The organism is Nitrospira calida (assembly GCF_976986435.1).
Map to the genome: position 1 here is coordinate 1,971,353 of NZ_OZ335950.1, position 13,877 is coordinate 1,985,229.

Below are 13,877 nucleotides of genomic sequence, written 5' to 3' on the forward strand. Positions count from 1 at the left end.
TTAGAGTTCGTCGAATCGAATCTCGAGGATTTCGTACTCCACCAGGCGGGCTGGCGTTTGCACCTCGACCACGTCCCCGACGCGACGGCCAATCAGCGCCTTCCCGACGGGCGATTGAACCGAGATTCTCCCGTTCTTGAGGTCTGCCTCGTCCTGGCCGACTAGGGTGTATTGCTTTTTTTCCCCGGATGCCTGTTCGATCAGGACGACGGTCGCGCCGAAGACGACGGTGTCGCTGGAGCGGTTCGCGGTCTCGATAATCCTGGCGTCCGCCAGCTTGCGCTCCAGCTCCGCAATCCGCGCCTCGATGAAGCCCTGCCGCTCCTTGGCGGCCTCGTATTCCGCGTTTTCGCTGAGATCGCCGTGCCCTCTGGCTTCGGCGATCGCTTCGATGACCTTCGGTCGCTCGACCTTGCGCAGCCGGTCGAGCTCGGCTTTCAACGCTTCGTACCCTTTCTTTGTGATCGGTGTCGGCATGCTTCCTCTCTCACACAAAACGCAATAGGTTCTCGGCAAACGTCTCACCAGCGGAATCTCCGCGCCCTTTCCGCCAGCACCAGGCCTATGGCTTTACGCCCCCAGCCTGCGCGTTAACGTGATATTCCTGCAACGACCGGATCGCCAGCTCTTTTTTCATCATGGCTTCGATCCCCATCACCGCCGCGCGGGCGCCACGCATCGTGGTGTAGTAGGGGATGTTCTTGTGAAGCGCTTCTCGTCGAATGGAGACGGAATCGGCTTGCGACGAGGCGGTTCTGACGGTGTTGACGACCAGGCAAATCTCTCCGTTTTTGATATGGTCCACGATATGCGGCCGACCCTCCTTTACCTTATTCACGGTGTCAACGGACAGCCCGCGGTGGTGCAGGTAAGCGGCGGTCCCTTTGGTGGCTTCGATCCGGAAGCCGAGCGCCGCGAGCCGCGCTGCGACCTCGAACGCGGCCGGGCGGTCCTGTTCCTTCACGCTGATAAAGGCCCGGCCCGCGGTGGGCAAGCTTGCACCGGCGCCGGCCTGGGATTTGGCGAAGGCCCACCCGAAATCGCCGTCGATCCCCATGACCTCGCCGGTCGACTTCATTTCTGGTCCCAACAGGACATCGACGCCGGCGAATTTCGTAAATGGAAAGACGGCTTCTTTGACCGACACGTAGGGAGGTTCCGGCGCGTCCGTGAAACGCAGGTCTTCGAGACTCCTGCCGACCATCACTTTCATCGCCAGCTTGGCCAGGGGGACGCCGATCGCTTTGCTCACGAACGGCACGGTGCGCGATGCGCGCGGGTTCACTTCGAGCACGTACACTACATCGTCCTTCACGGCGAATTGCGCGTTCATCAGGCCGATGACGCCCAATTCCAAGGCCAGTGCCGTCATCTGTCGTCGAATCTCCGCAACCACCTTTTTGTCGAGGGTGTATGGGGGCAACGAACAGGCCGAGTCCCCTGAATGGACGCCGGCTTCCTCGATATGCTCCATGATGCCGGCCACGACGACCGTGCGGCCGTCGGAGATCGCATCGGCGTCCACTTCGATCGCGTCTTCCAGATACTTGTCGATCAGGACGGGATGCTTGGGGGAGGCTTTGACTGCGGATCCCATATAGGCCAGGAGGCCGGTCTCATCGTGCACGATCTGCATGGCTCGCCCGCCGAGAACATAGGAGGGGCGCACCATCACGGGATAGCCGATCTCCTGCGCCACCTTCACGGCTTCATCAAGCGACCGCGCCATGCCGCTGGCCGCCTGGCGCAGCCCGAGCGTGTTCAGCAGGTCCCGGAAACGTTCCCGATCTTCCGCCCGGTCGATCGCGTCGGAACTGGTTCCCAGGATCGGCACCCCAGCCCGGGCCAACGGTACGGAGAGTTTCAATGGCGTTTGGCCGCCGAACTGGACGACCACGCCGAGCGGACGTTCCCGATCGACGATGTGCAGCACGTCTTCTTCGGTCAACGGCTCGAAATACAATCGGTCCGAGGTGTCGTAATCGGTGCTGACCGTCTCGGGATTGCAGTTCACCATAATCGTCTCGACGCCCTCCTCGCGCAGCGCCATGGCGGCGTGGACGCAGCAATAGTCGAACTCAATGCCCTGCCCGATCCGGTTGGGCCCACCGCCGAGGATGATGACTTTGCGACGGGAGGTCGGCCGGGCTTCGCACTCGCGACCGTAGGTGGAATAGAGATAGGGCGTGTGGGCCTCGAACTCGGCAGCGCAGGTGTCGACCCGTTTGTAGGTGACCGCCGGGTGGCCATCCGAGCCTCCGCCGGTCATCCGTCGGCTCCGAATCTCCTGAACGTCAAGACCCGTCAGTTGCGCGAGCCGCTCATCGGCAAACCCAAGTTCTTTAGCGTACCGAAAGAGTCCCTGATCGGCCGAGTCGAGAGCCGTCCGGCCTGCTTGGACAAGTTGCTCCTCAACCCGCACGATTTCCCGAATCTGCTCGAGGAACCACGGATCGATCTTGGTCAACTCGTACAGCTCCTCGTTGGTCATGCCGAGCCGCATCCCGTCGGCCAGCCGCCACAGGCGGTCCGGATGCGGCGCGCGGAGCAGGGCTCGGACACGGTCCATCGCCGCCCGGCGATCGAAATCGTTCGGCACGCCGAAATCGAGACCAAATCCCGAATTCAGGCCGAAACGATCCACTTCCAGAGAACGGATGGCCTTCTGGAGCGCTTCCTTGAAGGTGCGGCCGATCGCCATGGCTTCGCCCACGGACTTCATCTGCGTCGTAAGCGTCGGATCCGCGCCGGGGAATTTCTGGAAGGCGAAACGCGGGATCTTGACGACGACGTAATCGATGGTGGGCTCGAAGGAAGCTTTCGTCACGCCGGTGATGTCGTTCGTGATCTCATCCAGGGTATAGCCGACCGCCAGCTTGGCCGCAATCTTGGCGATCGGAAAGCCGGTCGCTTTCGACGCCAAGGCCGAACTGCGGGAGACGCGGGGATTCATCTCGATCACCACCATCTCGCCGGTGTCAGGGTTGACGCCGAACTGGATGTTGGAGCCCCCGGTATCGACGCCGATTTCGCGGATGATCCGGACCGCGGCGTCCCGCATCGCTTGATACTCTTTGTCGGTCAAGGTCATGGCCGGCGCGACGGTGATGCTGTCCCCGGTGTGCACACCCATCGGATCGACGTTCTCGATCGGACACACGATCACGACGTTGTCCTTCAGGTCGCGCATCACCTCCAGTTCGAACTCTTTCCACCCGATCACCGATTGCTCGATGAGCACCTGCCGGACTGGACTCATCGTCAGACCCCATTCGACGTGCTGGCGGAATTCCTCGATATTGTAGGCGATGTTGCCGCCGGTCCCGCCGAGGGTGAATGAGGGACGAACGATCACCGGAAAGCCGATCCGCTCGATGTGGCGCTCGGCTTCGGCGAGGGATGTGGCAATGCCGCTGGCGGGCACGGCGAGCCCGATCCGCCACATGGCCTGGCGGAACGCGTCGCGATCCTCCGCCTTGTGAATCGCCTCCGCCGAGGCACCGATCAGACGGACGCCGTATTTCTCCAGCGTGCCCCGCTTGGCCAGGCTCATCGCCGTATTCAACGCGGTCTGCCCGCCCATGGTAGGGAGCAAGGCATCGGGGCGTTCCCGTTCGATGACGAGCTCCACCACCTCCGGCGTGATCGGCTCGATATACGTCCGATCGGCTAACTCGGGATCGGTCATGATGGTCGCCGGATTGCTGTTGATCAGCACGACCCGGTAGCCCTCTTCTTTGAGAGCTTTGCAGGCCTGGGTGCCCGAATAATCGAACTCGCAGGCTTGTCCGATGACGATCGGGCCGGAGCCGATCAGCAGGATGGTCTCGATATCGGTTCGTTTGGGCATAATCGTTCTTCAGACTATGGGCGATGGGCGTGAGGCTCTAGGGCCACAAAGCACCGCACGTCAATAGTGCGTCGGCTCTCGCTGATCGCCCTTGTCTCCTATCCGGTTTTCGGCATCGGTCCGATCGGCGGTTGATACGGCCGAGGGGGATGCGCCGGTTCAAGGCCGTCCGCCGGACGGTAGTAACGTATGGCTTCCGGGATCCAGGCCTCGATCTGGTTGATCCGGGTCACGTCCGAAGGATGCGTGGACAGAAACTCCGGGATCGCCTGCTGGGAGCGAAAGCACAGTTTGCCGATCATCTGCCGAGGGCAGCCGCTCATCCGCTCCCAGAAAGCCACCGCCTCGCGCGGGTCGTACCCGGCCTGGGCCATCAGCCGAAGGCCGATATAGTCGGCTTCCGATTCCTGCTTGCGATTGAACGGCAGGGACACTCCCACGCCGTAGGCGCCCATCGCGCCCATGGCCACGCTCGGATTGATGGCGCCAGTCGCGGCCCCGGCCAGGGCGCCGACTTGCGCGATCTGTTCAAGAATCCCGCGGCTCATCCGTTCGGCGCCGTGCCGTTGCAACGCGTGGGCAACCTCATGGCCCATGACCGTTGCGAGCCCTGCCTCGTTTTGCGTGATCTTGAGGATGCCGGTGAACACGGCGACCTTGCCGCCCGGCAAGGCGAAGGCGTTGATCACCCGATCGTCCTGGATGACCGCGAATTCCCAATGATACTCCGGTTTGTTCGCGACTGCGGCGATCCGCCGGCCGACCCGATGAACCATTTCGTTGATCTCGGGATTTTCGTTTAGCCGGGCCTGGCGCAATACTTCGCGGAAGGCGCTGACGCCCATCGCAATCTCTTTCTCCTCCGAGAGGAAGATGAGCTGGTCGCGCGCCGTGCCTGGCGCGCGATAACAGCCGGCCAGCGCACTCAACGAGCTTCCCGCCAGGCAAATCCCGAGTAGACCACGCGCCGCCAGGATGATCGCGGTTCGCCGGCTGATCGGCGCCGAGAGGAATGTCTTCATGCTGTTCATATTCATAAATTCATAAATGGGGCCATGAACAACGCATCCGTCTCAGAATGGATCGACGAATCCCTGCTCCGTCACGGCATCCACAAATACATGAATTGCGGAGTGCCTCCACGCACCAGCGAAAGCAGGTCGAGGTTCGCCATCCCGGCGAGTCCGTGGCCGAAACCGAACAGGCGCGAGTAAATGTTGTTCTGATATTCCCCGGGACGCCGGTAGGCCACGACCCGCGCGTCCTTCAGGCCGGCCCGCTTCTTCGCCGTCTCGATGGCTTGTTCCAGATAGCCGACATCGTCCACCAGCCCGACGGCCTTGGCTTGCTCGCCGGAATAGATCCGCCCGTCGGCGAGTTTCTTGATCTGATCCATGGACAGATTGGGCCTGCCTTCCTGGACCACCGTCAGAAACCGCTGGTAGAAGGAATCGATGACCCCTTGAAAGATCGCGCGCTCTTCCGGCGTCATCGCACGAAACGGGGAACCCATGTCCTTGCGCGGGCCGGACGTGACGGCGGTCGCTTCGACGCCCACTTTCTCGAGGAGGCCGCGCGCGTTGATGGTCAGCATGATGACGCCGAGGCTGCCGGTCACCGAGGACGGGTGCGCGAGAATGGCGTCCGCGCTGGCTGCGATGTAATAACCGCCGGAGGCGCCTACGTCCATAATCGACGCGACAATCGGAATCTTCCGCGCGGTCTTAAAGGTCTTCAATTCGTGATAGACGATGTCGGAGGCCGTGACGGTCCCGCCCGGGCTGTTGATCCGGATCACGACCGCCTTCACTTTGTCGTCCTTCGCGGCCTTCGTCAGCTCCTCTTTCAAGGTGGCGATCAGACTGGGGCGCGAGATGAACCCGTCCTGTTCCTGGGAGCTGATGATGCCGGACAGATCGATCAGCAGGACCTTGGCGTCGCCGGCGCCGCTCACCTGGACTTCTTCCAGGGGACCGAGCGGAGGCGGCAGGTTGATGGTGATGCATCCGGACTGAAGCAGAGCCGTAAGAAAGGCGACAAGACCGACGCGGAGCCTGTTACGCATGACCCTTCTCCATCAGGTGCGCGAATTCTTCGAACACATACGCCGAATCATGAGGCCCGGGAGAGGCTTCAGGATGATATTGCACCGAAAAAGCCGGCTGATCCAGACAGACCAGGCCCTCGACCGAATGATCGTTCAAGCTGACATGGGTGACCTCCACGCGCCCGTGCGTCGTCTCCGCGATCAGCGGCTGAGCGGGAACGGGATTCAGGCCTTGCGGGATCCGCACGGCGAAGTTATGGTTCTGCGACGTGATCTCAACCTTTTTGGTGCGCAGGTCCATCACCGGATGGTTAGCGCCGTGGTGTCCAAACTTCAGTTTGTAGGTACGCAGCCCAAGAGTCAAGCCAAGCAGTTGATGACCGAGGCAGATGCCGAACAGCGGTACACGGCCGAGCAGATGGCCGACCGCTTGGATGGCGTAGGGCACCCCTTCCGGATCGCCCGGACCGTTGGACAACACGACGCCATCGGGCTTCATCGCCAGCACGGCCTGAGCCGGGGTCGAAGCCGGCACCACGGTTACGGCGCAGCCCACATCGACAAGCCGCCGCAAAATGTTCCGCTTCACCCCAAAATCATACACGACCACGCGCCACGGCGTGCGGCGTTCGGCCATTCTTCCGGACTTTGCCGCCGCCCCGTTGCCGGCTGGATGGGGCGCCCAGGAGCCGGATCCCTCCGTCCATTCATAGGGCTGGCGACACGTCACTTCTGCGGCCAGATCGCGTCCGATGAGACTCGGGGCGGTCCTGGCTTTTGCCACCGCCCGCCGAGGGTCAAGATCTAGGTGCGAGATTACTCCGAGCTGCGAGCCATGCTCGCGGAGGTGTCGGGTCAGGGATCGCGTATCGATCCCTTCAATGCCGACGACACGGGCCTCCTGAAGATACTCGGGCAGCGTCAAGCGGCTTCGCCAGTTGCTGGCCAGCACGCTGGCCTCGTGGACGATAAAACCTTCTCCCCACACGCGCCGAGATTCCACATCTTCCGGCGCCACGCCGTAATTGCCGATATGTGGGCAGGTCATGGTGATGATCTGGCCTTTGTACGAGGGATCGGTCAGAATTTCTTGGTAACCGGTCATGGCCGTGTTGAACACGACTTCCCCGACCGTTTCACCTTCATAGCCGAGGGCGCGGCCCTCGAAGACGGTTCCATCGGCCAGGGCCAGCACGGCTTTCTTCATCGCGCGACTCCCTGATGCTGGATCCAGCTCCGTACTTTTACGGCGATCAGCGCGATTCCCAAACCCAGGTTCAACAGGTACAGAAAGCGTATCGGCCAATGCAACCGAAAGAACGCCGCAAACGCCGCCTTGCGCGCCTCTTCGCCTTGAGCCGCAAAGGCTTCCGCCTGGAGGGTGGTTGCCTTGGGATGCAGCCCGAACACGATCACGGCGGCGATCACCGCCATCGCGCCGAACAGCGCCCATTCGCTCCGGCTGGCCGGCGGAACAGGAACTCCCCGGCGGCCCACCCATGTCCGCCAGCCGGCGCCGGCCGCCAAGAACGCGAGAGCGGCGAGGACCAGGCGATTATACCCGTCGAACGAGCGGGTTAAAAATAATCCGCCGGCATCCTGTCCGCCGAAGGTATTGAACACAGCCGGAATGACCGCGGCGATCAGCACGATGAGGCCTCCCGTCCAGACTCCCAAGGCCGTGCATTCCAAGGTCAGGCAAACGATCAGGATCCCTCGCACCACGCGGCTCACCGCGCCTCCTGCTCCGTAGGCTGCAGTTCGTAGACCACGCGCCCGTTGACCAGCGTCGCAGTCACCCGGCCTTTGACCTTCCATCCGGCAAAAGGAGTGTTTCGACTTTTCGAGCGGAAGCGGGTCGGATCGACTTCCCATTGAGCCTGTGGATCGACGAGGGTGACGTCCGCATCGGCGCCCGGCGCCAACGTGCCTTTGGCCAGTCCGAACGCTTTGGCCGGCGCCTCGGTCAATTTGGCCACCGCGGCCTCCAGCGTCAGCACCCCCTCCTCCACCAACGCCAACGTCAACGGCAGCGCGGTTTCGAGGCCGACGACTCCGAACGGCGCCTGTGCGAACTCCTGCTGCTTTTCCTGTGTTGCATGCGGAGCATGATCGGTGGCGATCACGTCGATGGTGCCGTCCCGCAAGCCTTCTTTGATGGCTTGCACGTCCTCCCAGGTCCGCAGCGGCGGATTCATCTTCGCATGGGTGTTGTAACCACGACAGACTTCTTCCGTCAGCGCGAAATGATGCGGGCAAGCCTCCGCGGTCACCCGGATTCCGCGCGCCTTGGCCTCGCGAACCATGCGCACCGAACCGGCCGTGCTGAGGTGCGCCAGGTGCAGACGCGCGCCGGTCAACTCCGCCAACGCCAGGTTGCGGGCGACCATAATATCTTCCGCCGCCGCGGGAATACCCGGCAGGCCCATCTCGGTGGAGACCACACCTTCGTTCATACACCCGCCCTCCGTGAGGTGCAGGTCCTCGCAATGGTCCACCACCGGCAGATCGAACGCCAGCGCGTATTCCATGGCCCGGCGCATGACCAGGCTGTTCATGACGGGACGGCCGTCGTCGGAGATAGCCACGCAACCGGCCCGCCGCAGATCGCCGATTTCCGCCAACTCTTTGCCCTCGGACCCCTTGGTGATTGCGCCGATCGGAAACACGTGCGCATTGCCCGCCGCCTGCGCCCGCTCCAGAATGAACTCCGTGATCGACTGGTTGTCGTTGACCGGGTTCGTGTTGGGCATGCAACAAACGGACGTGAATCCGCCAGCCACGGCCGCCGCTGTTCCGCTCTCAATCGTTTCCTTGTATTCGAACCCCGGTTCGCGCAGATGGACGTGGAGATCCACAAATCCCGGCAAAACCAGGAGCCCGGTTGCGTCGATGACCGTCGCAGAGCGCGGAGCGGAGAGGTGCCGCCCGACGGCAGCGATTCGTCCATCCTCGATCAAGACATCCGCCACGCCGTTCTGCCGTCCTGGATCGATGACGCGCCCACCCCGTATCAGGAGCAGAATTGGCCCGCCGCTGGCTCTCTTCATTTCGTGTCGATCCTTCTGAGGCATCAGGTCGATCGATACCCAATCAGTTTGCGCCAGACATCAGATACAGGATGCCCATCCGCACGGCCACGCCGTTGGCGACCTGGTCCAGGATCACCGAGGATAGGCTGTCTGCAACCTCCGGCGCAATCTCCACGCCCCGATTGATTGGGCCCGGATGCATGACGATGGCGCCCGGTTCAGCCAACTTCACCCGCTCCGCCGTGAGCCCATACAGCCGCGAGTACTCCCGGATCGTGGGGAAGAGAGCCCGTCCCTGCCGTTCCAATTGCAGGCGGAGCATCATAATCACCTGCACGCCGCGCAGGGCGTCTTCCAGGTTGTAGTAGACGCGGGCGCCCAGCCGGTCCACGGCCGGAGGAATCATCGTCGGCGGGCCGACGACACGGACCTCCGCGCCCAGTTTGACCAAGGCGTGAATATTCGACCGCGCCACCCGGCTGTGGGTCACGTCGCCGACGATGGCCACGCGCAGCCCTTTGAAGGGCAGTTTCCGTTCGCGGATCGTGTAGAGGTCGAGCAACGCCTGGGTGGGATGTTCATGCCAGCCGTCGCCGGCGTTGATGACGGAGGACTTGACACTGCGCGCCAGGGTCTCCGCCGCACCGGCGGCAGGGTGTCGCAGGACGATAATGTCCGCCTGCATGGCTTCAATATTGCGCGCCGTGTCCAGCAGCGTTTCGCCTTTGACCACGCTGCTGGACGAGGGCGAGAAGTTGATCACGTCCGCGCTGAGGCGCTTCGCAGCCAACTCGAACGAGGTGCGGGTCCTGGTGCTGGGCTCGAAAAACAGGTTCACGACGGTCTTGCCTCGGAGAGCCGGGACCTTTTTGATCTCCCGTCCGGTCACTTCCTTAAAGGAATCGGCCGTCTCCAGGATGAGCATGATCTCCTCGACCGACAACGTCGCGAGGCTGAGCAGGTCTTTGCGTTTGAGGCTCACGGGTTCCTCCGGTTACGCTTTGAGGATGACCACTCGGTCCTCTTCCCCTTCTTCTTCCAACAGCACCTTGACGATTTCGTCCCGCGACGTTGGGATGTTCTTGCCGATGTAGTTGGCCTTGATCGGCAGTTGCCGGTGCCCTCGATCGACGAGCACGGCGAGTTGAATCTCAGCCGGCCGGCCCAAATCGATCAACCCGTCCATGGCGGCGCGGGTCGTGCGTCCAGTGAACAGGACATCGTCGACCAGGACGATTTTCAGGTCCGAGATGTTGAACGGCACGGAAGTCTTCCGGAGCACCGGCTGGTCCTTACGCAGGGCGAGGTCGTCCCGATAGAGGGTGATGTCGAGTTCTCCGATCGGCACCTGGGCCCCTTCAATGTCGTGGATGCGACGGGCTAGGCGGTGAGCCAGATGCACCCCGCCGGTGCGGATCCCGACCAGCGCCAGGTCCTTGGTGCCCTTGTTCCGTTCAAGGATTTCATGGGCGATGCGGGTCAGCGCGCGGGCGATGTCGCCCGCCTCCATAACCAGCCGCTCCTGCGGTTTCTCCGTCCGCGCGCCCGTCGTCATGCGGGTTCCAGGCATAAAAAAACCTTCCCATCGACGAGCGATGAGAAGGCAGTTATTGGCGGGACGCGACCCAGCGGGCCGATCCTCATGAGCATCACTCCTTGCTCACCTCGCAGGATGAGCGTTAAAGGTGAGTGCATCTTATCGGGTGCGCCTGAGGCTGTCAAGGTCGGACTGGAGTACCCGCGTAGCCTTTTTTCGCTTGCACTAGCGTCAAGCCGGGTTTGAGACGGGCCATCGGAAGAATGGTGCGGTGCATCTGGAACGTCGGCAGGGTTTCCACCGGCTCTTCCCGGAGCAGTTCCAAAGCATGGATCCGCACGAGACGACCCACGGTCGGAGGCCCCACGACGAAGACCAGTCCACCGGGGGCCAGCGCCTCGGCAAGACAGCGGATCGTATCGGAAAGCGCAACGGGGCGGTCGAAGTCCGCAAAGGGAATCCAGTGGTAGATCACGTCATATTGCTTGGCGTAGGCCGCCTTGCGGCAAGCCTCCGCGGGAAAGAAGGCGACCCGTCGGAGCGCCTCCAACAACGAGCCGGACGAGGCCGCTTGATTCCAGAGGATCTGCGCATGTTTCTGAGCCAACGCCGGACGGCGGTACAACACGGTGTAGCAGCGAGCCCGGTCCGGCTTAATACAGACGCTGAGGCCGGCATCGAGGTTGTCGATCAGCAGCGACACGGCGTGAGCCAAGCGGGAGGCCAGCGGCTGGGTGTCTTCCATAAGGTCTTGCAGGAAATCGGTGACAAACGGCTGCGATGCCGCTTCGTCGATTTCCGTGTCATCTTCCGGATAGAGTAAGATGGAGCCGAAGGCTTCGGCGGCTGAAACCACCGGCGGAGTCCCTTGGAAGAGGTCCCTCCATCCCCACGGCGCCGACTCTGTTCCCGGAGGCAGCGCGAAATCGCGGATGGGCCCCCAGGCGGGATTGAGCGGGAATGTGAGTCGGCACTCGCCGTCACGCAGAATCAGCATCCCGTTCGAGACTTCCACGCTCCGACCATAAGGCACGAATCCGCGCGCCGGCGGTTTGACATACGGGAGGCCCGTCGGGTCGTCGGCAAGCGTCGCCTTATGGATAGTCTCCCCTTTGACGGTGACGCAGAGCCGGCGTGCAGGGTCGAAATAGCGACGCGGCGGGTCCGGTGTCGGCAGCCACGTAACCTCGTGCGATCGGGAGGGATTCATGAAAAGCGAAAATGGGTCCTGCCCGCCGGGCGCGCTCGGCGTAAAAAATCCGCCGAACAGGCGGAAGGCGGCTTCGGAGGGATAGGTGGGAATCCCGCGGTAGCGGAGCGCGAGCGGGTTCGGTCGTCCTTCATTTTGATCGTCGTACAGGCCGCGGATGAATTCGAGCGCGGCGGACCCGGTCCCGGGCAGCAGCGATTGAAACAATTCGACCACGGGCAAGAAATCGATTCGATCCCAGTGCATGGCTCCCATGCAGGACATGAAGCGGGCATGGTCAAAACCGCCGCTATCTAACATGTAGAACGCGTCTTTCTTGTGCCGGATGGTCGCCAGGCCGCGGGTATCGACAACCAGGTCTTCATCTCCGTAAAAGAACCGGATCTCTTCCAGCGGGACGCCTAGCACCTGCGCAGCCATCCGGCGCAGATCGTCCGCCCTCAGCCGCTCCCAACCCGGTTTGCGCGAGAGATCGAGGGTCGTAGCGTTCACGAGGGCAGCCGGCTTCAGTCCGACCCATTGTTCCCAATCGAGTTGGAACCGCGCTCGAACGAGCCGCACGTGGCCCGCCGGCGTGGTTTCCCACTCACACTCATGCAACGGGTTGCCGTCCGGATCGGTCGCGAGAAACCGCCGTCCGGCGCGATCGTAAAAAATCAGATGCCCGCTTGGCCGCCGGACACAACGTCCCCCGGCTGCAGCGAGATCCTGCACGTAGGGGAAATTGGCGGGAAAGATGACGTTGCCGGGCCGTGAGAGGGCGGAATGCACAACGTCGCCCACTGCACCGTTACTCTCTAATCTGACCGCTGCCCAAGACGATGAACTTGAAGCAGGTCAATTCTTCCAGCCCCATCGGACCGCGCGCGTGGATGCGGGACGTGCTGATCCCGATCTCCGCCCCGAGCCCGAACTGGTAGCCGTCATTGAGCCGCGTGGAGGCATTAACGAGGACTGCGCTGGCGTCGACCTCCCGGAGGAACCGCATCGCCCGGCTGTAGTCGGTGGTGATGATCGCCTCCGTGTGGCGCGATCCGTGCTTCGCAATGTGGTCCAACGCCTCGTCCATATTCTTCACCACCTTGACTGCCAGGATGAGATCGAGAAACTCTTTGCCGTAATCGTCGTCCCGGGCCGGAATGGCCTCCGGAACCAGCTGGCAGGTCTTGGGACACCCACGCACCTCCACCTTCGCATCCAGGAGCTTAGGGATCAAACTGGGCAAGAACGTCCGTGCGATGGTCTGGTGGACCAACAGCGTCTCCATCGCGTTGCAGGTGGAGGGCCGTTGAACCTTAGCGTTGAGGCAGACCCGCTCGGCCAGAAGCGGGTCGGCGTCCGCGTCCACATAAATGTGGCAAACACCCTTGTCATGCTTGATGACCGGGATCGTCGAATGTTCGCGCACCGTCTGCATCAGCGACTCTCCGCCGCGTGGGATAATCAGATCGATGTACCGGTCTTGTTTGAGCAACGCGACCGCGATCTCCCGGTCAGACCGATCGATGAACGTAATCGCGCCGGCCGGCACGCCTTCCTTCTCCGCCGCTTCGGCCAGAAGCGCCGCGATGGCCGTATTCGAATAGATCGCTTCCGATCCTCCGCGGAGCACGCAGACGTTTCCGGACTTGAGGCAAAGTGCGGCGGAGTCGGCGGTGACGTTCGGCCGGGCTTCGTAAATGATGCCGATGACTCCGATAGGGACGCGCACCCGTCCCACCTGCATCCCGTTGGGTCGCCGCCACATCTTGGGAACTTCTCCAAGCGGGTCCGGCAACCTCACGATCTCGCGAATGCCAGCCGCCATTTCGGCAATCCGTTCGGGCGTCAACCGGAGGCGATCGGCCATGGCCTTCCGCTCCGGCGCCGGGTCGAACGCCGCGAGATCCTTCTCGTTGGCCGCGAGAATCTCTTCGGCCCGGGCTTCAAGGGTATCGGCCATGGCCGTCAAAGCCCGGTTCTTCACGTCGGTCGTCAAGGTGGCTAAGCGCCCGGCGGCCGCCCTCGCCTTTCGGACTAATTCGAGGAGGTATTCTTCGGGCGATTTCGAGGCAATTGCTTGATCGGTTGTTGCAGCCGGCGTTTCCATTGCTCCTCCGGGACTCAGGCAATCCGCTCATGACCGGGCGATGGTCGCTCCGTCCCCGACGGATCGCGCGTGATGCGAAGCGAGAATACCCTCCCCTCTTGAACGCCGTCAA

11 protein-coding genes are annotated in these 13,877 nt (G+C 62.5%); all 11 read right to left on the reverse strand.

Annotated features, from left to right (window positions below; all coding sequences use genetic code 11):
• Positions 1-477, reverse strand: a complete 477-nt coding sequence (gene greA / locus ACWHTU_RS09790) for a transcription elongation factor GreA (RefSeq protein ID WP_447859156.1) — start codon at positions 475-477, stop codon at positions 1-3.
• An 85-nt stretch (positions 478-562) separates the two neighbouring features.
• A complete protein-coding gene (gene carB, locus ACWHTU_RS09795) occupies positions 563-3,850 on the reverse strand; it encodes a carbamoyl-phosphate synthase large subunit (protein WP_447859157.1) in 3,288 nt (1,095 codons plus the stop codon).
• Between the two features lie 98 nt (positions 3,851-3,948).
• Positions 3,949-4,881, reverse strand: coding sequence for a M48 family metallopeptidase (locus ACWHTU_RS09800; RefSeq protein WP_447859159.1), 933 nt, complete (start codon positions 4,879-4,881; stop codon positions 3,949-3,951).
• A gap of 71 nt (positions 4,882-4,952) precedes the next feature.
• Entirely contained in the window at positions 4,953-5,915 is a 963-nt protein-coding gene (sppA, locus tag ACWHTU_RS09805) for a signal peptide peptidase SppA (protein ID WP_447859161.1), read from the reverse strand.
• On the reverse strand, positions 5,908-7,104 hold the full coding sequence (gene carA / locus ACWHTU_RS09810) for a glutamine-hydrolyzing carbamoyl-phosphate synthase small subunit (RefSeq protein ID WP_447859162.1): 1,197 nt from the start codon (positions 7,102-7,104) through the stop codon (positions 5,908-5,910). The genes sppA and carA overlap by 8 nt, the downstream gene beginning before the upstream one ends.
• Positions 7,101-7,631, reverse strand: coding sequence for a DUF4149 domain-containing protein (locus ACWHTU_RS09815; protein ID WP_447859163.1), 531 nt, complete (start codon positions 7,629-7,631; stop codon positions 7,101-7,103). Before ACWHTU_RS09815 ends, carA begins: the two co-directional genes overlap by 4 nt.
• Positions 7,628-8,947, reverse strand: coding sequence for a dihydroorotase (locus ACWHTU_RS09820; protein ID WP_447859164.1), 1,320 nt, complete (start codon positions 8,945-8,947; stop codon positions 7,628-7,630). Before ACWHTU_RS09820 ends, ACWHTU_RS09815 begins: the two co-directional genes overlap by 4 nt.
• Positions 8,948-8,990: 43 nt before the next feature.
• On the reverse strand, positions 8,991-9,911 hold the full coding sequence (locus tag ACWHTU_RS09825) for an aspartate carbamoyltransferase catalytic subunit (protein ID WP_447859165.1): 921 nt from the start codon (positions 9,909-9,911) through the stop codon (positions 8,991-8,993).
• A gap of 12 nt (positions 9,912-9,923) precedes the next feature.
• The gene (pyrR, locus tag ACWHTU_RS09830; RefSeq protein WP_447859166.1) at positions 9,924-10,499 is read right to left on the reverse strand and encodes a bifunctional pyr operon transcriptional regulator/uracil phosphoribosyltransferase PyrR; all 576 of its coding nucleotides are present in this window, start codon (positions 10,497-10,499) and stop codon (positions 9,924-9,926) included.
• Between the two features lie 148 nt (positions 10,500-10,647).
• Positions 10,648-12,459 carry a hypothetical protein gene (locus ACWHTU_RS09835; protein ID WP_447859167.1) on the reverse strand — a complete coding sequence of 604 codons (1,812 nt, stop codon included), beginning with the start codon at positions 12,457-12,459 and terminating at the stop codon, positions 10,648-10,650.
• A gap of 7 nt (positions 12,460-12,466) precedes the next feature.
• Positions 12,467-13,765, reverse strand: a complete 1,299-nt coding sequence (locus ACWHTU_RS09840) for a glutamate-5-semialdehyde dehydrogenase (RefSeq protein WP_447859168.1) — start codon at positions 13,763-13,765, stop codon at positions 12,467-12,469.
• Positions 13,766-13,877 lie beyond the last annotated feature (112 nt).